This is a genomic window from Vibrio aerogenes (genome assembly GCF_024346755.1).
GTDB lineage: Bacteria > Pseudomonadota > Gammaproteobacteria > Enterobacterales > Vibrionaceae > Vibrio > Vibrio aerogenes.
This window is the reverse complement of record NZ_AP024862.1, coordinates 361,943-383,650: the sequence shown is the minus strand read 5'-3', so window position 1 is coordinate 383,650 and position 21,708 is coordinate 361,943. Positions and strand designations below refer to the sequence as shown.

Sequence of the window (21,708 nt, the reverse complement as noted above, 5' to 3'; positions counted from 1 at the left end):
CCGGTTATTGATTCAGCATTGCAAGCGCATCATTCAGAATTTTATCTCCCTTTATCATGCCGTAGTCCATTTGGTTTATCACCGAAATGGGTTTATTCACTGCATCTGCTTTTTCTTTAAAATCATTGAGTTTGTATTTGATTTGCGGACCCAGTAAAAAACAATCATATTCTGAAACATTGGCGTCGAACTGCTCCATTCCGACAGCCTCAATCTGAGCATTAATACCACGTTCAGAGGCAGATTTTTTCATTTTGCTGACGACCATACCTGTCGACATCCCGGCACAACAACACAATAGAATCTTAACCATCATTTTTTCCTTTTCTTGATTTTTATGAGGTTGGCTAATATTCAACCAACTTATCGGGTACATTGAGAATATAATTTGTTTCAGAAACCGATTACAGAAACAAATTATTTTTGTGTGAGTATGATCATAAAACATCCACAGCTGAGTCAAAAAATTTTAAAGTGTTCACAAAACTATTTGTAATCTTATTAAAAAAACAACGACAACTTGATTTTCAATTCACCTAAAAATATTTTTAAATCAACATAAGATACTGAATATAATACATTTATTTATTTTTGGCACGGAAATCATATCAAAATGACACCAAAGAAGAGGCAAGACAAACTCAACAACCGGACAAGAATAATATTGTATGTCCGCAACGATATCGTTAATATTTTCAGGAGATTTTTTCTGAAGAAAAAAGTTTCCGCTACCGGTTACAGAAAACAGACAAATACGATGAAGTAAATGATAAGGTCAAGAAAAAACCGGAGAAAAAGTTTAAAAAGTTCACAGATTCACGAATCACTGATACTGAAAAGCACCTATCTGTGGTCTATTGTAGGATCCTGTATCGCTGTTGATACGCAAACAGCCAGCGTGCAGAGCGCTGCGGGTCAGATCATGGCCATCCGGCTGGTAAAGACCAATATGCATCATCAACAGCACAGTGACTTTGAATAAATAAGGTAAAGAATGAGTACAATTGTAGACGTAAGCAGATTAGCCGGAGTTTCCAAAGCAACGGTATCACGGGTCATTAATGGCACAGGTCAGGTGAAACCATCGACCAGAGAGAGTGTTTTTGCTGCGATGAAACAACTCAGCTATCAGCCTGACAAAGTGGCTCAGGCCCTTGCCGCAAGTAAAAACCATACGATTGCCTTAGTGCTGTCAAACTACGATAGCCTGCTGTGGAGCGCTCTGATGGAGCAGATTATGCTGTATGCTCAGTCAGAGCATAAAAAGCTGATGATCGTTGACAGTCATGATGATCCCGACAATGAATGTAAAATAATTCGTAAAATTGAAGGACAGTGCGATGCAATCGTCCTCTTCAGTCATTCTTTATCTGATACACAGATTCAGGCATTACACGACCAGTTATCCGTACCGCTTATTCTCCTCAACAGAAATTCTGCAAGTGACAGTTGCCACTCGGTCTGTCTTGATCAGGAGCAGTTGGTCTCAACCGCAATGGACCATTTAGTGATCAGTGGTCACCGCAACATCGCCTGTATTACCGGGCCGGTCGACACCAGTGCAGGACAGGAAAGGCTCAGAGGTTACAAGCGGGCACTGAAGAAATATAAGCTGCCACAAAGTTCGTCTCTGATTCAGACGGGTGATTATCACATCAGAAGCGGCTATGAAGCATGTCACAACCTGTTAAAACTGGGAGCGCCATTTTCCGCACTGATTGCTTTCAATGATGATATGGCGCTGGGTGCAATCAGAGCACTGACTGAAGCAGGTATCAAGGTGCCGGAGCAGGTATCGGTCATCGGAATAGGCAATGATCCACATGGGGAATTTTCCACGCCAGAGCTGACAACCGTCGAACTACCAACCGCGCAGATAGCAAAACAAACCGTCGATATGGCCATGACACTGTGTGAAAAAAACCCGGATGACAAACCCCGCGAATGTCGTCCGGTTAAAGTCACCGGCAAACTCATCAGCCGGAATTCAGTCGTCCCCTATCATGCGCAGAAGTGCTGGTTGTAATTCGGCCAGCACCAAACCTCACCCGTCACAACAGCGCCTTCTCAAAAGAAGGCGCTGATTATCATGAAGTTAAAACGGAAAAATACGACAATTAAAGACAGTGCTGATGCTCAGAAATCAGCATCGTCATTTGTTCATCCGCACGGCGTTGCGCGTCACCGAACGATTCATCGTCATGCATCGTCGTTGCCAGCTCATAGTAGCATTTCAGTTTGGGCTCGGTTCCGGATGGACGGACAATGACCCGGCCCTGATCTTCCAAATGCCCTCCTTCCAAATGCCCTCCTTCCAAATGATAGACCAGAACATCACTCACCGGTAAATCAATCGCTTCTGTCCGGCCATCAGCAAACCGACGTACTGCCGTTTTGTAATCTTCCGTCATCAGCACTTTGCGCCCGGCGATCATTGCGGGTGGGTTCGTTCGCAAAACATCTCCGACCGGCGGCATATCCGGTGACAATGCCAGACTCTTTTGCGCAGTCACATACAGTCCGTGCTGACGATAAATCTGCTCCAGCCGGTCCCAAACGGTTTGACCCGATTGTTTCAGTGCTGCTGCCATCTGTGCAAACACAACCAATGCAGAAAGGCCATCTTTATCCCGGACCTGATTACCAATGGTGTAACCTAACGCTTCTTCGTAAGCAAACAAAAAGGGTTTCTGTTCACTTTCTTTCTCCATGGCCACGTTGGTCAGCCATTTAAAACCGGTCAGCGTTTTGAAATATGTCACGCCAGCCTGCCCGGCAATTTTCTCCAGTAATCCGGAAGACACAATCGTGTTGCCGATCAGGGCATCACGCGAAGCGCCCGGCTGCGCCTGATGTTTCTGTAACACATAATCCGCCAGCAGCACCCCGACCTGATCGCCGGACAGCATCTGATACTCTCCCGGCTTTGTCCGGGCCGCAACAGCAAAACGGTCTGCATCCGGATCATTCGCACAAGCCAGATCAGCCTGCTTATCCAGTGCCAGTTTGACCACCAGATCCATCGCACCGGGTTCTTCCGGATTTGGAAAATTCACCGTTGGAAAGTGACCATCCGGTTCCCGCTGTTCTGCAACACTATAGACTTGGGTAAAACCAGCCGATTGAAGCATGGCTTCAGCAAACGGTGCTCCGACGCCATGCATCGCCGTATAAGTCATCACCAGGTTTTCAGCGGCAACATCTGCCTGTAATAAAGGCTGCTGTGCAATCGCATTTTGATAATCACGGTAATAGTCATCACTCAGCCAGACCAGTAATTGCTGTGCCTCTGCCTGTGCCAGAGGTAAAACGGAAAGAGGTTCAACAGCCGCGCGCTCTATTGCAGCCGCAATGCCCTGATCATGTGGCGGAATAATCTGAGCACCATTTTCCCAGTAAACTTTAAAACCGTTATATTCAGGCGGGTTATGACTTGCGGTCACCACAATCCCTGCGGCAGCATTGAACTGATGAATACCGAAAGCAACCACCGGTGTCGGCGTCACTTTATCAGTCAGATAAACTTTCATTCCCAGCGCAGTCAGAACAGATGCGGTATCACACGCGAATGTTTTTGAGTCCAGGCGGCCATCATAGCCAATCACCACACCCCGTTCTTTCGCCCGTTCAACATTCGCGATCAAATAGTGCCCAAGCCCGGTCGCCGTTTCCTGAATCACCAGACGATTCATCCGGTTTGGCCCACACCCGACTTTCCCCCGCAACCCTGCAGTCCCGAATTCCAGTCTGCTTTTGAACCGATCCGCCAGCTCTTCCTGCTGATTTTCGCTAATGAGTTGATTCAACTCTTCTTTCGTTCCCGGATCGGGATCTCTTTCTAACCATTGATTTAATTGTTCAATCATGAGCAGACTACCTTTTCACTGAATTCTTCAAACATTGAATATGTAAATTTTATGATAAATCTCACAACAATTGTGCGTACGCAATCGATAAATGATAGACAAATATAGGGCCAGTTGACCTTTCGGGTATATTTTTTCCGCAACAGACCCCGGTGTTTACATATCAAATGAGATCTTCCCTGCACTTTCCCCGATTCCAGTCTGCAATAGCCAAAGTGGGTGTACAAAAATATTTACAAAATACAACTGGTGTAAAAAAGGACTAAATATTGCAATTTATAAAAAAAAATGATTGCAACATGAATCTGAACCCGATAACTTACAGACATTCCATCGGACACAGCGAGTCATACAAAGGTTTGTCAGAGCCTGTTGTCCAATGCACCGACTAAGATGAAAAAGGATACAGAACGGAATGTTTCAGACTGATGACGTAAAAATTAAACGAATTAAAGAATTACTGCCGCCAGTTGCGATTTTAGAAAAATTTCCGGCAACCGATGTTGCCGCATCAACAACTTTTAATGCCCGTAAAGCGATTCATAATATTCTGAATGACAAGGATGATCGCCTGCTGGTCATCATCGGCCCATGTTCAATTCATGATCCGGAAGCTGCGGTTGAATATGGCAAACGCCTGAAAAAAATGCGTGATGAGCTTGGCGACAAGCTGGAAATCGTGATGCGTGTTTATTTTGAAAAACCAAGAACCACTGTTGGCTGGAAAGGTTTGATCAACGACCCGTACATGAACAACACCTACAAAATTAACGAAGGTCTGAAAATTGGCCGTAAGTTATTGCTGGATCTGACCGATATGGGCATGCCGACTGCCAGTGAATTCCTGGACATGATTTCTCCGCAATACCTTGCTGATTTAATCAGCTGGGGTGCAATCGGCGCACGAACCACAGAATCACAGGTTCACCGCGAACTGGCTTCCGGCCTTTCCAGCCCGGTCGGTTTTAAGAACGGTACTGATGGAAACATAAAGATTGCAGCCGATGCGATTCGTTCTGCCAGCGCTTCTCACCATTTCCTTTCTGTGACCAAATTTGGTCACTCTGCCATTGTGGAAACAGACGGCAACCCTGACTGCCATATCATTTTACGCGGCGGTAAAGAGCCAAACTACAGTGAAGCGCACGTTCAGGAAGTCAAGCAGAAACTGGGGGCAGCCGGATTGCCGCAAAAAGTGATGATCGACTTCAGCCATGCAAACAGCAGCAAAAAGTATGAACGTCAAATGGTCGTTGCTGAAGATGTTTCAGCACAAATTGCCGGCGGTGAAAATACAATTTTTGGTGTGATGATTGAATCTCATCTGGTTGAAGGTCGTCAGGATCTGGTGGATGGCCGTGCGGCCACTTATGGCCAGTCAATCACCGATGCCTGTATCGGCTGGGATGATACGGAAGCGGTACTGCGCCAGCTGGCTGCGGCAGTTGAAAAACGTCGTCAGGCTTAGCTCCGCTTTCTCAGTTCACCTTTCAGTGGTGATTTCAATGACTCAGGGCTGATCAAACGATCAGCCCTGATTGTTTTGTTTCTCTGTCTGATGAATCATCCGGCGATACATCACCCATGCACCCGCTCCGGCGAGACAGTTTCCCACCAGAGCACCCATATAAATTCCTTTCAGCTGCAACAACTGCGCACCTATCCATAAACAGGGCAGAAAGAACACAAATAAGCGCAGCGCTGAAATCGTCAACGCAGTATAAGAACGCCCGAGCGCATTCGCCACCGACACAACCAACATACACACACCCAAAGGTGCCAGACTCACCGGCACATAAGTCAGGTGCCAGCGCAGTAACTGACGCACCGCCGGGTCATCAGACATCCAGTTCACTGCAAAAAATGATAAACCAAAGCTGATGATCGCCAGCCCGGCCTGAAAACTCAAAATAAAGCACACCGCAATACGCATCAGCTGACGGATCTCGGCAACCTTCTTCCCACCAAGAAAACGTGCCACCATTGGCGGCATTGCCATGGTTAAAGCAAGTACCACCACCAGAGAGAAAAATTCAAACCGTGAGCCAATTGCCCAGGCAGCCACCGGCGCAGAACCGTAAGCCGCAATAATTTTTGTGGCCGTCATTGCAGACAGTGGTGGTAACAACTGACTGACCGTTGCCGGTCCCATCACCTGAAGAATCATCCGGATACTGACCGGAATATCCATACCCTGCCAGATAAAAGACAATAAACGCTTCGGCCAGATGCGGATCGTCACAATCAAACCGCCCAGTGCAAATGAAGCAAGTGTCGCCAGTGCTGCCCCCGGCAATCCCAGATCCATACTGAAAATAAACAGCGGATCAAATACCAGATTCAGCAGACTGGTCACCACCATCATTGAGCCGGGAAGGATTGTATTACCGTTCGCACGGCAGATACTGTAGAGAAAATAGAGTGTCGCACCAGACCATGCGCTCACCAGCCAATAAGGCCAGTACAAATCAATGATCGGAAAAATATCCTCAGAAGCACCAAGAAAATGCAGTAACGGATCCCGGATCAGAAAAATCATCACCGCCAGCACAGCAACACTGACACTACCGATCACCAGAATCAGTCCGCCCAACTGTTTTGCATACTGCGCATTCCCCTGCCCTGACACACGGCCAATCACGGCGGTGGTCGCGATTCCCAGCCCCACCTGAAGGCCGATGACTATCATCTGCACCGGCAGGGTAAATCCTTGTGCCGCCAAAGGTAACACGCCCAGCTGAGAGATAAAAATACTGTCAATCAACTGGAAGCTCATCATGGACAAAACACCAAAAACCATGGGCCAGGTCATCGAAAATAGCTGTCTGGCCAGTCCTGAGCCAGTCTGTTCTGTTCGTGTGGTCTGTTTTAACATCGTCTGTTTCTATCCAGCGGGGCATCTCAGTATACGCCCGGAAAATACATATGAGGCCGCCAGTCTACTGAGTCGCGAATCATTAGAAAAGCATTCTTTTTATGAAGCTGAGGACTCCGTCGGCACCATATTGGTGATAATTTGTTCACTCAGAACTGAATTAGCAGTAAGTCACTAAAAATGAACAAAATAGCATTTACACTGTTACATTCAGTCTGTCTGAATATATGCTTATACCCACATCCTGATAATTCAGGTGACAGGTATTCAGGTGACAGGTATATCCGGGCAAATCATACGCCTGACAACAACGGGCATGGATGCAAACGTATCACGTGTGTTTAAAGCGAGGGGATAATGGCAATCGACCGATTAAAAACAGAACAGTTATATCATGTTGCCAGGCTGGACAAACTCACCAGCAAATCAACAAAAAGTTTAAGCCCAATCGATGAAATCATCGGACAGGAACGGGCACAAAAAGCCGTTGAGTTTGCCATGTCAATACAGGAGAAAGGGTACAATATCTATGCGATCGGGCGGAATGGTCTGGGGAAACGGACCATGATACTGCGCTACCTCAACCGCCATCAACATGAAAATGGCGGGTTATACGACTGGTGCTATGTGGCAAATTTTAATGAAATCCGCACACCTAAAGTCATGAAATTGCCGCAGGGTATCGGTGGTAAGTTACGGCATGATATTGAAAAGCTGATCGAAAAACTCCTGGTTGCAATTCCGCTGGCTTTCGATAATGAACTTTATATCAGCCGGGCCGAACAGCTTAAAAACCAGCTGGCAACCAAGCAACAAACCGAACTGGAACAGATCAGCAAAGAGGCTAAAGCACGTCATATCAATCTGACCATTACCCCACAAGGGGACTATCAGTTTGTTGCGCTGAACGGAGAAGAGCTGCATACCGAAGAAACCTTTGAAGCGTTAAGTCAGAAAGAACAGGAACGCTTCAGTCAGGCGATTGATGATCTGGAAGTCAAGCTCCGGACCATGGTCAGACAACTCTCAGAATGGGAAGAAACCTATACTGAGAAGATCAAAAAACTCAATGATGAGGTGACGGGGGAAGTCCTGACGCACTTCATCAAAAAACTGAAAAAAGATTATAGTGAATACGCCCCCGTCAAAGAGTATCTGACTGAATTAAAGAAGGATATCATTGAAAACGTTGAAATTTTTCTTGATGAAAGCAATGAGCAGGGTGACATGGCGACGGCATCACTGGATAAAAAGCTGCCCCGCCGCTACAAAGTCAATGTACTGGTCAGCCATACCGATGAACATTTCCCGATTGTTGTCGAAGAAAACCCCAATTATCACTCTTTATTCGGCTACATTGAAACCGCGACCTACAAAGGCACAGTCTTCACCGATTTCTCACTGATCCGTCCCGGTAGTCTGCACCGCGCCAATGGTGGTGTGCTGCTGATGGACGCGATTAAAGTACTGGAGCGTCCTTATGTCTGGGATGGCCTGAAGCGGGCACTGCGTTCGCGCCAGCTCAGCCTGACGTCACTGGAAAAAGAAGTGACTTTAACCGGCGCAGTTTCTCTTGACCCGGAACCTATTCCACTGAATGTAAAAATCATTCTGTTCGGAGATTACCGGACCTACCAGTTGCTGGCACATTATGATCCTGAGTTCAGCGAACTGTTCCGTGTCACCGCTGATTTCGAAGATGAAATGCCAAGGACATCAGATTCTGAACTTCAGTATGCCCGGTTTATCTCCAGTTTTGTGCACGATAATAATATGCTCCACTGTGACCGCAAAGCCATTGCCAGAATCATAGAACAAAGCTCAAGAGTGGCAGGCGATCAGAATAAACTGTCCCTGCATTCGGCCCATATTGCCAATTTGCTGCGCGAATCTAATTTCGTCGCCAGACAAGCCAACTCCAATATGATCCGGGTTGGTCACGTGAATGAAGCACTGCATAATCAGGAATTGCGGGTCAACCGGATTCAGCACAATATTATGGAAGGTTTTGTAAACGGCACCATGCTGATTCAGACTGAAGGCATGGCAGTCGGGCAGGTCAATGCGTTATCGGTGTTAAGTACCAGCGATCATGCTTTCGGCATGCCCAACCGGATTACGGCAACCACTTGTTACGGCGATGGTGACATCATCGATATTGAGCGAAACGTCGACTTAGGCGGCAGCCTGCACTCCAAAGGCGTGATGATTCTGTCGGCTTATTTGCACTCCGTGCTGGGAAAAAATGCCAAAGTTCCGCTGACGACCACAATTACTTTTGAACAGTCTTACGGCGGAGTTGATGGCGACAGTGCCAGCATGGCAGAGTTTTGCGCGATTGTGTCAGCATTCTCGAAACAGCCTAACTATCAGAATATTGCCATTACCGGCTCGATGAATCAGTTTGGTGAAGCCCAGCCCATTGGCGGACTGAACGAAAAAATCGAAGGCTTTTTTGATGTATGTAAAATTAAAGGCCGCCATCCGGATCAAGGTGTGATTATCCCCAGATCAAACGTTCATAACCTGATGCTGCGGGAAGATATTGTCACCGCGGTCGATAAGGGGGAATTTCATATCTGGGCAATTGACCATGTGACAGAGGCGATTGAGATATTCACGGGTAAACCGGCGGGGATAGCGACCGAAGACAGCAGCTATCCGGTCAATTCGATTTTCGGGATTGCCCAGGCAAAGCTGAATTCAATGAGAAAATAGTCCGGTTGAAGCGTGTCATCACAATCATGTCATGCTTGTCTGTCTTCTTTATCCGGAGCACACAACGTGCTCCGGTTTTTTTGTCTGTTTTAACACTCATCCTTGTGGATGAAATACGTGCCCTTCACTGCTGCCTGAACTCTCAGGCTCCAGCTTGAGAATTTGAGTTGGATAAGCAATATCAGCGTCATGCTGGTGAATAATCGTCATCACCCGTAACAAAATATCTTGTTTGACCTCATGATATTTAATCCAGTTCACCGTTTTCGTGAAGGTATAGATAAAGAAGTCTAATGAGGAAGGTCCAAAGGCGTTGAAGTTCACGATCAGCGTCTGGCTGGCATCAATATCCGGATGCGTTTCCAGCATTGTTTTCACATCCTGAATAATCCGAGAAACTTTTTCTGCATCATCGTAGCGCAGCCCGATTGTTTCATAGATTCTCCGGTTCAGCATCCGCGAAGGGTTCTCAACCACAATATGGCTGAAAACAGCATTCGGCACATACAAAGGACGCTTATCAAAGGTCCGGATAATCGTCATCCGCCAGCCAATCCGCTCAACGGTCCCTTCTATATTCCGATCCGGAGAACGAATCCAGTCTCCGACTTTAAACGGACGGTCAAAATAAATCATCAACCCGCCGAAAAAGTTCGACAGTAAATCTTTGGCCGCAAAACCAACGACCAGCCCGCCAACACCACCAAATGTCAACAGCCCGGACAAACTCAGGCCAAAGGTTTGCATTAAAGATAATAACCCCGTCAGAATAAAAGCAAGACGAGCAATTTTGGCTATGGCCTGAACGGTGGTCTCATCACGTTTTTTTGTCGATAGAACATGCTGTTCGATATTATGTATCAGCCGCAGAAAAACCCAGATAAAGCAGAGAATAAACAACATTTGCTTGAGGGTCAGCAACCAGTTCAGTTCACTCTCAACCATATCGTCCAGTAACAAGCCAACAGAAATACTGGCCGGCCAGCACCAAATCAGTACAGTGACCGGCGTCTGCAAGGCGTGCAGCAACAGGTTATCCCAATCGACCCGGGTCTTCTCGGTCAGTATATACAGACGACTGTATAACAATCGCCAGCTAATCCAGAGTACCAGACTCGCGAATGTAATCAGGACAATACTATTGTCCCAGTTTTTCCACACAGGTAATGCCTGGATTTCAGTGAGCCATTTATCCATAAAAACGCAAAAAAGTTAAAATAAAACGCAAAGTTAACAAAAAAGAATCATGATCACCAGTAAGGTAAGACGTGAGGGCGGCGGGCAAAACCTGATGAGTCAGGTCGAATAAGGAACCGGTAGCGCTGTCCGGCCTTACTCTCCTGACTTATCATCATTGTCGCCGGAGCCAAACGGCGTCCGGCGGGGTACCATTCTGAGCGCACTGGGCTTGTTCAGCGTGTGTTCATATCCCTCCTTAATCAGGGTTTGAATTGGCTGAGCAGGCTCCACCCTTTTTAATTGCGGTGAATTCTCCGTACCACTCAGTTCATAAATAGTTTCTGAACCTCCGGTTTTAAAACGGATGGTTTTTCCATCATACTCAAACTTCGTTGTAATCAGGTGATGATTACGGTAAACCCCCCGTTTATCAAACCTGATGACGTCCCGGCGATCACCCAGTACTTTAATTTCCAGCCAGTTTCCATAAACCTGTTTAGGGTTCGTATATTCTTCATAACCTTTGTAGATTAAGAAACCACTTAAAACCAACAGTAATACACCGAGCAGGGCTAACAAAGACTTCAACGGTATTCTCCCTAGCTATTGAGTAACAACAATCGAATCAACCGATTATTTCAGACATACCAATCAGTAAAATATCATTGGAACAGATAATCAACAGAGACTCAACTCAGAGTCAGGCTGCGATGATATTCGTCCCAAAAAAATCAATACAACTGAACAAACCGGTCCCCCTTCCCTGCCAACTGTTTAATCCGGCTTCCTGCTCACTGAAAATGCAAAAACCTATGCATGGCAGTATCAGGTATATGCGGATATTCAAAAACTCTATGAATTATAGTCATGAAACTGAAGGTAAGGGCTGAATGCAGAGAATTACCCATGCACATGAGAAACATATCACTAGCATTTTGTATTACATTTTCATTTTGCAATTGCAAATCGCAAAAAACATGACAATTCCATGACCAAAACATCACAGAAAATCATAGAAATCAGGCTTTTTTAAAGTTGGCCCGATGCTTGCTTTATAGAGTGTGGTTTAGCCCTTTTTAAGCCGGGGGCTACCTAGCCAACTGACGTTGTTAGTGAATATGAATTGTTCACACAAATTTTTAGCCAATCATCTCTTGATTGGCTTTTTTTTGCCCGAATGATTTGGGTATATCCAGGTGATAGCAATCTGGAAAATAAACTGATCATCTGGATGTGTCTGGTGGAGCAAACCGCTCACGACATTCCTTTTCATTTATCCTTTTTTCATCAACAAAAAGGATAAACAAAAAAAGGGGGCTGTAAATCACAGCCCCAAAATATATTTGTAATTTTTTATTGTATTTCAGCCTGCGTTGTTAGATCACCGCATCTGGGTACAAACCTGTCGAGTGAATCAGACACCACCTCCGGGCCAAATTCGATCCGGAAAATTTGCGACTTTCATCGTAAAGCACATATTTTCATATCCCTGTGACGCCCGAATAACAATCTGTCTATTTAATGTGAAAAAGTGAGCAAAAAACGTGCAGATCATCGCATTTTAAAATAAATTTTCACCAAACCATTTACGGAACGCCCTAAATAACCTGAAGAGAATAGGTTCAAACCAGGTTTAAACATGCGCCCCAACCGGGTCATTTTTTCAGATAACTCATAATCTTAGCGTGTTGCTTCTGAATTGAACCTGCCACAACACCGGGCAAAATCTGATTAACCCGGACAAACAATTTCTCCGGCCAGCCAATCCAGCGAACAGCCCGCTCCTGTTCCAATGAGTCAACAACCATTTTCGCAACCAGCTGCGGGGAATCGCTCTGGTTCTTCAAATCCTGATTCATCGCTTGCACTTCCGGTGAGTTCAGGCTGGTTTCTGTTGCACGCGGGGCAATATACAGCGCCCGGACTCCGGAACCATACAATTCACGATCCAGCGCTTCACTAAAACGGTAAACTCCGGACTTCGCCGCACAGTAAACCGAATACCCCGGATAACCAATCCCGCCGAAGGTCGAACCAATATTCAATATAATGCCGGGACGATTGAGCCAGCCGCAGGCTAACTTGCTCACCAGTACCGGCGCTGTCAGATTCAGGTTCAGCTCGTCACGAACAGACTGCATCGAGCGGTCCGTCAGACAAGCGAACTGATTGGCGCCGGCATTATTAATCACAATATCGAAACCCTGCCCTTCCTTCTGATATTGCAAGCCCGCCTGATTCAGACGTTCCAGATCATCATCCTGAGTCAGATCAACCGCCAGGCAGAAGTGCCGGGAAGCATGAGGCAGCGAGTCTTTTAACGCCATCAGCTTTTGCTCATTTCGTCCGGCCAGACAAATCCTGGCCCCTGCCGCGTCAAGTGCGGCCGCCAGTTCACGACCGATGCCACCGGATGCTCCGGTCAGTAATATTTTTTTATTATTAAGCTTCATTTAAAATTCTCCTTATTAATCAGGCACAACTATCCTACCAGCTTTTCGCCGGAGCGTATGACCATATGGCTTTGACTTATATAAAACTGATATATAAAAAATACGTTTGATATAGACAGGCAACCTGAAGGCACCCAAACAAACTGAAAATTCATGTTTCAGGTGAGCCGGGCCAGAATGACCCGGAGGATTAAGAGATTGCCGGAGCAACATCCGGCTTTTTCGCCAGTGACACGACAAAAGTATTCAGTTCATTCGCTCTGGGCAGCAGCACGACACTCCCCTGATGAAGACGGACAATATCTCTGGTAATCGATAGCCCCAGTCCTGCGCCATCACCTTTTTCCCGGTTCGAACGATAAAAACTGTCAAATAGCTTTTCTCTGGCTTCGGGTGAAACGTCTTGACCGGTATCCGCAATAAATATCCGTACCTGCTCAGGATCATCTTCAATCCTGGCCATAATCTGACTGCCCTGCCCCGAATAACGAATCGCATTATCCACCAGATTACTTAACAAAATGCCGAGCAAGGATTCATCACCACGAATGATGCAGTCATCTCCCCTGAACGACATTTCCTGCTGGTTCTTCAGGGCCAGCGGGGCCAGCTCCCCCATCACACGCTGCATCAGCTTTTTCAGATCAACATCTTTTAACGCAATTTCATGCAGATTTTCGACCCGCGCTAACGTCAGCAGTTGTTGAATCAAACGATCTGACCGCTCGATGCCTTGTAAAATGTTTTTCAGATCTGATTTCAGGTCTTCTTCTTTATCACAAATCAGTGCATTCTCGGCATTGAGCCGTAATATCGCCAGCGGCGTTTTCAGCTCATGTGCAGCCATTCGGGTAAAACGTTTCTCTCGTTTCCAGGCCCGCTCAAGTTCGGATAGCAGCCGGTTCAGTGCATTCACCAACGCAGACAGTTCGTCTGTCGGGCGGCTGACTACGATCTTATCCAGTTTACTGACACTGCGTTTACCAATCGCTTTTTTCAGCTCCGTGACCGGGGCAAAATTCCGCTCAATCAAAAAGAACATCAGAAAAGCAAGACAGGGAATCAATGCCAGCTGCGGAATCAGGGTAGACAACGCCAGCTCGTTCATCATTTCGTCCCGGACAGACTGTCGCTCAGCCACAATGATGTATTCATTTTTCTGATGTTCACTCATCGGCAGTTCAAAATAACGCCACTCCTCACCAGCAATATCAACGTAACCAAAGCCGGAGAAAGAGGGATCATGTTCAATTTCATGAAAGTCAGGATGTGAACTCCAAAGCAACCGGCCATGATGGTAAAACTGAATCACCAGATTTTGCTCATAAGGATGACCATAGGCTGTTTCATCACTTTCGCTGTGACTGGAAATCTGGATATCCCTCATCCACTTTTCCAAACGTTTTTTACTCTCGATATCGCTCATGTGCTGCTCTGGCGCAGGCATTCTGAGTAAAAATAATTTGGCGGTCTGCCCCAAACGGGCATCATACACTTCTAATATTTCATGATGCGAAGTCTGATAACTGAAAAGTAAAGAGATCAGAATGAACAAAGATGACATGACAATCACAGAGAATGTCACCCGTTTTTTAATCGAATAACTTTTCAGTTGCTTATTTTTCAATGATATACCCTACACCACGAATATTTTTAATCACATTGCCCGGTACTTTCTTTCTCAGATTGTGAATGTGCACTTCAATCGCATTATCACTACTGCCCTCTTCCCAGCCATGCAGGGATTGCTGTAACTGATCTTTACTCATCACCCTGCCCGCGCTGTTCATTAAAGAAGCCAGAATCTTAAATTCATTGTTGGTTAATTTAAGCTCCTGTCCCTGACAGGAAACCAGCTGCCGGTCCAGCGATAACACTAAATCACCAACTTCAACCTGACTGTCTGTTGCACCGGACAGGCGACGAATCATCACCCGCAAACGTGCCAGCAGTTCTTCCAGCGCAAACGGCTTCACCAGATAATCATCAGCTCCGCCATCCAGTCCGCGCACCCGGTCCTGAATTTCATCACGGGCCGTTAAAATCATAATCGGCACCGCATATCCGGCACGCCGGATAGATTTCAGGACTTCAAACCCGCCAATATCAGGTAACATCAAGTCCAGAATGACGGCTGTAAACTGCTCGGTCTTCAGCGCGGTCACCACCCCGCTGCCACGTTCCAGCCAGTCAACGGTATAACCCTGACGGCTCAGCGCCGTCACCATTGATTGACCGAGTAGTACATCATCTTCGACTAACAATATTCTCATTACACACCTAAATCTTTCAGACGTTTGGCGATTTCAGCCTGGCGCCCTTTGTCAGCCAGCTCACGACCGGGTCGTGGTGCGGCTTTCGCTGCCCGCTGCAGGTAGTCAATGGCCTGTTTTTTTCGACCATCTTCAGCCAGAAAATCACCATAAAAATAGTTCGGATCAATACCGTCAGGATTCATTTCGAGCGCTTTTTTCAGCATTTTTTCTGCTTTCTTATCGCTGCCAAATCCAATCGGCCAACCCGGTACTTTATAATACAACGACCCCAGACTGGTATAAGCAGAACCATCCAGTGTTTCCGGTGCCTGTTCAATCACTTCTTCAAGTAACACTTTAGCTGATTTCACCAGAGAAAGTGCACTCACGCCACCATCTGCCCCCGCCAGGGAACTTTTACTAATCGCCAGCCAGACTTTCAAATCCGGACGGTCCGGCTGCTGACTCAGTGCTTTCTCACTCATTTTCACCAGATTTTCCAGACAGTAAACCTGATTATCTTCATCTTTTGACTGATACTGGCATTCCGCCCATTTTTTCTGGATGCTGCTCAGCAGATGATCGGATGCTGCCTGTGCAGGCAGCGTGCAGACAAACGATGCCAGCGCCACTGAAATCATTCCTGTATATCGGTTAAATAAACGCATGTTGAAGAACTCCCTGATTCGTTCAGACCGAAGCCGTTAATGAGTGCAGCATTTGACCATAAAGGTGGAAAACCATATTCGCTGCATCGATAATCGCCGCTTGTTCCTGCGGGTTTTCAACTTTATCCATTAATTCAGCAAAGAAACGGATGTGATCCTGGTCCAGCTCGCTGTGAGAAGTCAGATATGTCAATGACTCATCATCCAGGTTTAAGGTATTTTTCACCTGTTTTGCCACCTGAGCACCAATGCCGACACTGGTTCCCTCAAGCACCCAAACCATGCCAAACAGAGCCATCGGATGACCGCGATCAATGTTGTGATACAGATAAGCCAGCATCAGTTCGATCGGCATACCCATCGCACCTTCGCCCTGATTATTGCGAACCGCTTCAGCATCGCCACCACACGCCTGAATATCATTCAGAATCCACTCGTGATGACCAATTTCTTCTTCGATATACTCTGCAATCGCGGCTCTTACCCACTCATGAGATTCGCCTAAACGTGAACCACACGCCATTAACAGTGGAACCGTGTGCTTCACATGGTGATAGGCCTGAGACAAAAAGCGGTGATATTGTGTCAGCGAAATGTCACCCCGTTCACAAGCTGCGACTATCGGCGCGCTCAGCATCGCTTCTCTCGCCGGACGGGTTGCTTCCTGTAAAGTAGTAAAAAAATGACTCATAGTGATACCTCTAAAGTTTCAATAGTTAAATTCAGTGTGATGATGGCGATGGTGTCCCGGTATAATCCCGGATTATTCAGCCATGCCTGTGTCTGTTGTTCGATCACCGCTCTTCTCGGGCGTTGGTTCGCCGTCAGAAAAGAACGATAAGTTTCTGAATCTTTGATAAAAATCAGCTGACAAACCTGCGCGTAATCAGGCAGGGTTTCATTCAGTGCCTGCACGGCTTCAATAGCGCCCTGCACATCGTTGCTGACCAGCACAGCAGACAACCGATCCTGTGATTCCCCAGTCACAAAGAAATGTCTCAATGCTTCCCAGTGCTGCGCCTCGGCTTCAATCCATTCCGGGGAAATGTTCCGGCCAAAGCTGGTAATAATCTGATTCTTTTTCCGGCCACGGACATACAGATATCCCTGCCCATCCAGTGTCCCCAAATCGCCGGTTGCCAGCCAGGTCTGCGCAAATGGCTGACCAAGGTATCCCAGGGCAATGCCATCTTTGACCCAGATTTCACCATCATCGGCGATCCGGACCTGAACATGCGGCAGCACTTTCCCGCTGCTTCCGGGCCGGTCCTGCTGTGGCGTATTCAGCGCGACCACAGAGCTACACTCGGACAAGCCATAGCCTTCATATGCCGGAATACCTGCCCGGCGAGCCTGCTCAAGCACGGCTTTGGGGACATGCGCGCCTCCGACAGCGACAAACTTCAGTGAAGACACCACTTCAGCATGATGCTGACTCAAGGTCACCAACGCATGTAACAATGCGGGTGTAAGTACCATCGTATCCGGCCGGGATTCGAGTAATGTCTGCATCCACTGCAATGCATCAAACTGGCTGGAACCACTTAATCCTACAGAGCGTCCATCCGGGACAACCGAGGTCACACCTAGATACAAAGGCACATACCCACCGGTAATATTTTCAAGCAGCGTCGATAAAGGCAGCATCACCAGGTGTTTCTCTAATCCTTCACATGAGCGGATACCTTCAGCCAGACTCAGGGTCACCTCGTCCAGATTCTTCTGGCTCAGGCACACCCCTTCCGGGTGCCCGGTCGAACCAGACGTAAACGTAATTTTGACTGTCCCCGGCAGAATATTCTCAGATAATATCGCTGACTCTGCCGATGAAGCTGCCGCCAAATCACGGTGTCCGATGGCAAGTTCTCCACATATTTTTTCGCCTTCGGCTTCGCTAAAACCATCCAGAAGCTGATCATGAATCAATAAATCCGCCTGTGTTTGCGATAAAACATGGTCAATTTGTTGTTGACTGAAAAATTTCGGTACAGGAATGCAGGGAATGCCTGCATACATTGCGGCTAAATCCGCCACCAGCCACGCCGGGCTGTTTTCCGCATAGATGGCAACACAGTGCGCAGAATGCTGCTGAAAATATGCCGCATATTTTTGAACCTGTTCCAGCAACTGACGATACGTCAGTACACAGGCAGACCCGTCATGATTTCTGCCAATAAAAGCGGCTTTATCACCCTGATGTTGCGCATGCTCAGATAACGCAGAGATAATTTTGCTGTTCATACACTCATATTCCTGTTTGGTGAACGCTCTGCCCGCAAAGCCATATACTGTTGCAGGTATTGCAGACCCTGCCGGATATTACCGGCAACAATCCGGGGCTGAGACTGATAATAACGTCCCCACAAATGTGCATTTTCAACCCGTGCCGGATCGGCTTGTGCTATCACAACCGGGTTCAGTCCCATTCGCTTCATCAGGGCAAATAACGGATCAGTGACAGTACAAATACACCATTGATAATCCAGAGCTGCCAGATGCTGGGTAATCAGATAAAAATGCAAAGGAGAAAAGCCTTTTGAGAACGCTGCCAGCTGCCCGAATTCAATCAGAGAGTCGCGACTGACCGGCTGTGAGAAATGTTCAGAAATCAGCTGATCCGCCGGTGCATCGAGATACTGCTCCAGAAACAGTGTTTCTTCAGACGCAGCACGGTAGCCGCAGACTGACTGAATCTCGCCCTGTTGTTGTAACGCCAGAAAAACCGGCATAAATTCTTCGATTTGCGCATCAAATGCTGACGCGTACCGATCGACAACATACTGCTCGGCACACTGGCGTAATGCGTGATGCTGTTCAATCACGGTTAAACAGACTGACGCATGATCGATTGCTAATGACATAATGAATTCCTCGCCCTGAACTTTGATTCAAAGATTAAGCGGGAATACTTAAGGGAAGCTTAAGGCAGGATTTTTTTGTGTTTGAGTCCTGATTTACGGGTTCAGAAGCAGCGACGTCACCTGCTGAATTATCTCTGATCCTGATGCTGTAAACGACCAGAAAAACACGATGATATTCACCAGTATCGTCAACCATAAAATGGTTTTAAACGGTTGTTTTCTGGATTTGTGCCGCAACTGCTGCTGAGCCAGCAAAGCACCGGGCCAGCCACCAGCCAGTGATAAGAAATGGAGTGAGTTTTCTGCGGTCCGCCACTGGCCTTTTTCCGCAGCTTCTTTATCCCAGGCATACATCAGCCAGGTGAACAGACTTAAGACCAGATAAAGCGGAATAAAAAACAGGTGGCGATGAAGTACCAGCGGAGACACGCAGGCGAACACTAAAAATGAACCACCAAACAGAACGGTCAGAGGAAAGGACTTCATGCTGATCATCGATGCATTCACCGCCCGCAGCCGTTTGCGCTCATCTTCACAAATGTCAAAGCTCACCCTATCGTTAGGGGCGGGTCGCAGATGCTTGTGTTTCAGTTCAGAAACATGGAGAAATATCCGTCGTTCCTGATTTGCCACGGCAATAAAGCCGTAGCCTTTTTCATCATACCACTCGACAATTTTTCCTTTCACGCGGCGTCCTTCGTTCATCAGTCACGGGGTTTTTCATTCTCAGCCCAATAAATATAGCGCAATAAAACTCTTTGAAACATTTGAAATGGCAGTCAGGTTATTTTCCGGGGATTTTCCTTTTCAAGTAAGCGTACCTTCCTCTCTTCTCCCCAGCGATAGCCACCACGCTGACCATCGCCGCGCAGAACCCGGTGACAGGGGATAAGCACCGCAATATGGTTCGCCCCACAGGCATTTGCCACTGCCCGGTATGATTTGGGCGAACCAATCCCTTCCGCCACTTGCTTGTAGCTCATTGTCTGGCCTTCTTTGATGCTCATCAGAAATTTCCAGACACTCACCTGAAAAGCCGTTCCCCGCAGGTGAAGTGGCAAATCAGGTCTTGGCCCCCGGCTGGCGAGATACAGCTCCAGCGCTTCAATCCACAAATCAAGTTCCGCTGACACCGCGTCCGGCGTGGGATCCAGCAACGCATTCGGAAATTCAGTATGCAGTGCCTGAATCAGTGACGCGATACTTTCTCCAAAATGCACAAAACACACGCCCCGTTCTGTTGCCGCCATAATCAGCAGGCCAAATACCGTTTCCCGCACCGCAAATGCAATGTGCATATCCTGCCCTCCGGAACGATAGTCCGATGGCGTCATCCCGATTTTCTGATTCACCTGTTCGTAAACCCGGCTGCCAGAGCCAAAGCCGACCGCATAAATGGCTCCGGAGACCGTATCTCCCTGTCTGAGTAACTGTTTCATCCTCTGAATACGAATCGCATTTTGATACTCGCGTGGGGAGATACCAAACATCTCCCGGAACTTACGTTGCAGATAATAGGGGCTGACTGCCGCCTGTTTCGCCAACTGTTCCAGACTTAATGTCTCATCAGCATTTGCTTCAATGGTATGTGCTATCTGTAGCAGCCGCGCCTGAATCTCTGCCATATTTCCTGCTCTTGTCAGCTTATCCTGCGGTTATCCTGACATGAAGCAGACAAGCGCACCATCCGGATCTTGCGTTTTTCATTATCTTACTCAATTGCGCAAGATCCGGATCGTCTCCGGCCCATGGTTTGTTTAGATTGGTGCCGGTCAAATCAACTATTGTAGGAGTGCACCATGATAACCATCACCCCTGTTCGCCCGGATTTTTTAGCCAAGGCAAGACAGGCAGGTCTTGATGACCAAAACCAGCCAGTGGAACACCTGATTGCCGAAGGTGGAGAACCGTGCCGGGATACGCTTCGCCGGGCACAACCCGGAGAAAAACTTATTCTGGGCAGCTATTGTCCTTTCTCCCGTCCGGGACCTTATAAAGAGTATGGGCCGATATTTATTCAGGCGGAGCCTGCAGACACGCCACCGGATCTGACCCGGTTACCCACCCGTGCCAGCACAGGCCCCGCTTATTTGAGTCACATGTTTGTGCTGAGGGCTTACAGGGAAAATGAAACCATCGCCACCGCCGGATTGGTCAGCACCGATAACGCACAAGCCGTGCTGGAGCAGTTTTTTACCGATCCGGAAGTACATTTTGTACTGGCACGGTTTGCAGCTTATGGCTGCTACGCGCTCAGATTGGATCGGGAAATAACCGGGAAATAACACTGAGGTTTTCGATGGTGCTCATTTGAACAGATTCAATCGAAATCTGCGTTGTACAGAAATAGCTGCTCTGATTGCTTTCACCTCTTGGCTATCCGTAAGATAAATGACCCGTAAGATAAATGGCGGGTCATATTGATGAAATCTCAAAATTCAGCAAAATAAAAAGTGAATGGAATGACGCCCCAGAGAAAGGGTGGTCACTCATTCACTTTATTTGATGCATTATTCCGTTTTGCTGTCCGTCGCAGAGTCTTCAGTCATGACTTCCGACTCTGTTGTTTCATTTTCGATTGTGGTGTCATTGCTCACTGGTACCTCTGGTGCTGCAGTTTCCGGCGCCACTGTTCCTGATGACACACTCTCTGTCGCTGCACCTTCTGATACATGACTTTCTGATGGCGTACTTTCTGACATACTGCTTTCTGAAACACTACTTTCTTTCGCTGTATCGTCGTTACATGCTGTTAAGCCAAAACTAATGGCAGTGGTCAGCAACATCATCGCAACCGGATTTGATAATTTAGACATACTTCTTCTCCTGATTT

The 21,708-nt window shown here is 47.2% G+C and carries 19 protein-coding genes; 4 read left to right on the top strand and 15 right to left on the bottom strand.

The features are described 5' to 3' along the window. Window positions 1-4: 4 nt before the first annotated feature. On the bottom strand, window positions 5-313 hold the full coding sequence (locus OCV29_RS19390) for a PTS sugar transporter subunit IIB (RefSeq protein ID WP_073602059.1): 309 nt from the start codon (window positions 311-313) through the stop codon (window positions 5-7). Window positions 314-994: 681 nt separating this feature from the next. On the opposite strand from OCV29_RS19390, the gene OCV29_RS19385 reads away from it, so the two are divergent. Continuing rightward, the gene (locus OCV29_RS19385) at window positions 995-2,026 is read left to right on the top strand and encodes a LacI family DNA-binding transcriptional regulator (protein ID WP_073602057.1); all 1,032 of its coding nucleotides are present in this window, start codon (window positions 995-997) and stop codon (window positions 2,024-2,026) included. Between the two features lie 91 nt (window positions 2,027-2,117). Here the strand turns inward: OCV29_RS19385 and OCV29_RS19380 are convergent, their stop codons facing one another. After that, complete coding sequence (locus OCV29_RS19380) at window positions 2,118-3,866, bottom strand: phospho-sugar mutase (protein WP_073602056.1); 1,749 nt, start codon at window positions 3,864-3,866, stop codon at window positions 2,118-2,120. A 415-nt stretch (window positions 3,867-4,281) separates the two neighbouring features. Here OCV29_RS19380 and aroG point away from each other — a divergent pair, with 415 nt between their 5' ends. After that, window positions 4,282-5,334, top strand: a complete 1,053-nt coding sequence (gene aroG, locus OCV29_RS19375; protein WP_073602055.1) for a 3-deoxy-7-phosphoheptulonate synthase AroG — start codon at window positions 4,282-4,284, stop codon at window positions 5,332-5,334. A 60-nt stretch (window positions 5,335-5,394) separates the two neighbouring features. Here aroG and OCV29_RS19370 read toward each other — a convergent pair whose 3' ends face one another. Then, a complete protein-coding gene (locus OCV29_RS19370; protein ID WP_261887427.1) occupies window positions 5,395-6,741 on the bottom strand; it encodes an MATE family efflux transporter in 1,347 nt (448 codons plus the stop codon). Between the two features lie 357 nt (window positions 6,742-7,098). Between OCV29_RS19370 and OCV29_RS19365 the strand changes: the two genes are divergently transcribed. Then, the gene (locus tag OCV29_RS19365) at window positions 7,099-9,459 is read left to right on the top strand and encodes a Lon protease family protein (protein ID WP_073602054.1); all 2,361 of its coding nucleotides are present in this window, start codon (window positions 7,099-7,101) and stop codon (window positions 9,457-9,459) included. 96 nt (window positions 9,460-9,555) lie between these two features. Here the strand turns inward: OCV29_RS19365 and OCV29_RS19360 are convergent, their stop codons facing one another. The 11 genes from OCV29_RS19360 to OCV29_RS19310 form a co-directional block, all read right to left on the bottom strand. Continuing rightward, window positions 9,556-10,656, bottom strand: a complete 1,101-nt coding sequence (locus OCV29_RS19360; protein ID WP_073602053.1) for a mechanosensitive ion channel family protein — start codon at window positions 10,654-10,656, stop codon at window positions 9,556-9,558. Window positions 10,657-10,791: 135 nt separating this feature from the next. After that, window positions 10,792-11,226, bottom strand: coding sequence for a DUF2850 domain-containing protein (locus OCV29_RS19355; protein WP_073602052.1), 435 nt, complete (start codon window positions 11,224-11,226; stop codon window positions 10,792-10,794). Between the two features lie 1,067 nt (window positions 11,227-12,293). Continuing rightward, window positions 12,294-13,091, bottom strand: a complete 798-nt coding sequence (locus OCV29_RS19350; protein WP_073602051.1) for an SDR family oxidoreductase — start codon at window positions 13,089-13,091, stop codon at window positions 12,294-12,296. Between the two features lie 190 nt (window positions 13,092-13,281). Then, window positions 13,282-14,718, bottom strand: a complete 1,437-nt coding sequence (locus tag OCV29_RS19345) for a sensor histidine kinase (RefSeq protein WP_073602050.1) — start codon at window positions 14,716-14,718, stop codon at window positions 13,282-13,284. Beyond that, the gene (locus OCV29_RS19340; protein ID WP_139281483.1) at window positions 14,708-15,364 is read right to left on the bottom strand and encodes a response regulator; all 657 of its coding nucleotides are present in this window, start codon (window positions 15,362-15,364) and stop codon (window positions 14,708-14,710) included. Before OCV29_RS19340 ends, OCV29_RS19345 begins: the two co-directional genes overlap by 11 nt. Beyond that, complete coding sequence (locus tag OCV29_RS19335; protein ID WP_073602049.1) at window positions 15,364-16,014, bottom strand: tetratricopeptide repeat protein; 651 nt, start codon at window positions 16,012-16,014, stop codon at window positions 15,364-15,366. Before OCV29_RS19335 ends, OCV29_RS19340 begins: the two co-directional genes overlap by 1 nt. A gap of 22 nt (window positions 16,015-16,036) precedes the next feature. Then, on the bottom strand, window positions 16,037-16,705 hold the full coding sequence (locus tag OCV29_RS19330; RefSeq protein WP_073602048.1) for a TenA family transcriptional regulator: 669 nt from the start codon (window positions 16,703-16,705) through the stop codon (window positions 16,037-16,039). Beyond that, the gene (locus OCV29_RS19325; protein WP_073602047.1) at window positions 16,702-18,255 is read right to left on the bottom strand and encodes an AMP-binding protein; all 1,554 of its coding nucleotides are present in this window, start codon (window positions 18,253-18,255) and stop codon (window positions 16,702-16,704) included. The genes OCV29_RS19330 and OCV29_RS19325 overlap by 4 nt, the downstream gene beginning before the upstream one ends. Beyond that, window positions 18,252-18,875, bottom strand: coding sequence for a thermostable hemolysin (locus tag OCV29_RS19320; protein WP_073602046.1), 624 nt, complete (start codon window positions 18,873-18,875; stop codon window positions 18,252-18,254). Before OCV29_RS19320 ends, OCV29_RS19325 begins: the two co-directional genes overlap by 4 nt. Window positions 18,876-18,968: 93 nt before the next feature. Further along, the gene (locus OCV29_RS19315; protein WP_073602235.1) at window positions 18,969-19,562 is read right to left on the bottom strand and encodes a cold shock and DUF1294 domain-containing protein; all 594 of its coding nucleotides are present in this window, start codon (window positions 19,560-19,562) and stop codon (window positions 18,969-18,971) included. Window positions 19,563-19,654: 92 nt separating this feature from the next. Next, complete coding sequence (locus tag OCV29_RS19310; protein WP_139281482.1) at window positions 19,655-20,500, bottom strand: bifunctional transcriptional activator/DNA repair enzyme AdaA; 846 nt, start codon at window positions 20,498-20,500, stop codon at window positions 19,655-19,657. A gap of 174 nt (window positions 20,501-20,674) precedes the next feature. Here OCV29_RS19310 and OCV29_RS19305 point away from each other — a divergent pair, with 174 nt between their 5' ends. Further along, window positions 20,675-21,160, top strand: a complete 486-nt coding sequence (locus OCV29_RS19305) for a DUF1203 domain-containing protein (RefSeq protein ID WP_073602045.1) — start codon at window positions 20,675-20,677, stop codon at window positions 21,158-21,160. 225 nt (window positions 21,161-21,385) lie between these two features. Here OCV29_RS19305 and OCV29_RS19300 read toward each other — a convergent pair whose 3' ends face one another. Beyond that, on the bottom strand, window positions 21,386-21,691 hold the full coding sequence (locus OCV29_RS19300; RefSeq protein WP_073602044.1) for a hypothetical protein: 306 nt from the start codon (window positions 21,689-21,691) through the stop codon (window positions 21,386-21,388). Window positions 21,692-21,708: the final 17 nt, after the last annotated feature.

What these genes read in the sequence shown, in the direction of transcription:
- OCV29_RS19390 (WP_073602059.1), bottom strand. Translation starts at nt 313, where the DNA reads ATGGTTAAGATTCTATTGTGTTGTTGTGCCGGGATGTCGACAGGTATG.
- OCV29_RS19385 (WP_073602057.1), top strand. Translation starts at nt 995, where the DNA reads ATGAGTACAATTGTAGACGTAAGCAGATTAGCCGGAGTTTCCAAAGCA.
- OCV29_RS19380 (WP_073602056.1), bottom strand. Translation starts at nt 3,866, where the DNA reads ATGATTGAACAATTAAATCAATGGTTAGAAAGAGATCCCGATCCGGGA.
- aroG (WP_073602055.1), top strand. Translation starts at nt 4,282, where the DNA reads ATGTTTCAGACTGATGACGTAAAAATTAAACGAATTAAAGAATTACTG.
- OCV29_RS19370 (WP_261887427.1), bottom strand. Translation starts at nt 6,741, where the DNA reads ATGTTAAAACAGACCACACGAACAGAACAGACTGGCTCAGGACTGGCC.
- OCV29_RS19365 (WP_073602054.1), top strand. Translation starts at nt 7,099, where the DNA reads ATGGCAATCGACCGATTAAAAACAGAACAGTTATATCATGTTGCCAGG.
- OCV29_RS19360 (WP_073602053.1), bottom strand. Translation starts at nt 10,656, where the DNA reads ATGGATAAATGGCTCACTGAAATCCAGGCATTACCTGTGTGGAAAAAC.
- OCV29_RS19350 (WP_073602051.1), bottom strand. Translation starts at nt 13,091, where the DNA reads ATGAAGCTTAATAATAAAAAAATATTACTGACCGGAGCATCCGGTGGC.
- OCV29_RS19340 (WP_139281483.1), bottom strand. Translation starts at nt 15,364, where the DNA reads ATGAGAATATTGTTAGTCGAAGATGATGTACTACTCGGTCAATCAATG.
- OCV29_RS19335 (WP_073602049.1), bottom strand. Translation starts at nt 16,014, where the DNA reads ATGCGTTTATTTAACCGATATACAGGAATGATTTCAGTGGCGCTGGCA.
- OCV29_RS19330 (WP_073602048.1), bottom strand. Translation starts at nt 16,705, where the DNA reads ATGAGTCATTTTTTTACTACTTTACAGGAAGCAACCCGTCCGGCGAGA.
- OCV29_RS19325 (WP_073602047.1), bottom strand. Translation starts at nt 18,255, where the DNA reads ATGAACAGCAAAATTATCTCTGCGTTATCTGAGCATGCGCAACATCAG.
- OCV29_RS19320 (WP_073602046.1), bottom strand. Translation starts at nt 18,875, where the DNA reads ATGTCATTAGCAATCGATCATGCGTCAGTCTGTTTAACCGTGATTGAA.
- OCV29_RS19310 (WP_139281482.1), bottom strand. Translation starts at nt 20,500, where the DNA reads ATGGCAGAGATTCAGGCGCGGCTGCTACAGATAGCACATACCATTGAA.
- OCV29_RS19305 (WP_073602045.1), top strand. Translation starts at nt 20,675, where the DNA reads ATGATAACCATCACCCCTGTTCGCCCGGATTTTTTAGCCAAGGCAAGA.
- OCV29_RS19300 (WP_073602044.1), bottom strand. Translation starts at nt 21,691, where the DNA reads ATGTCTAAATTATCAAATCCGGTTGCGATGATGTTGCTGACCACTGCC.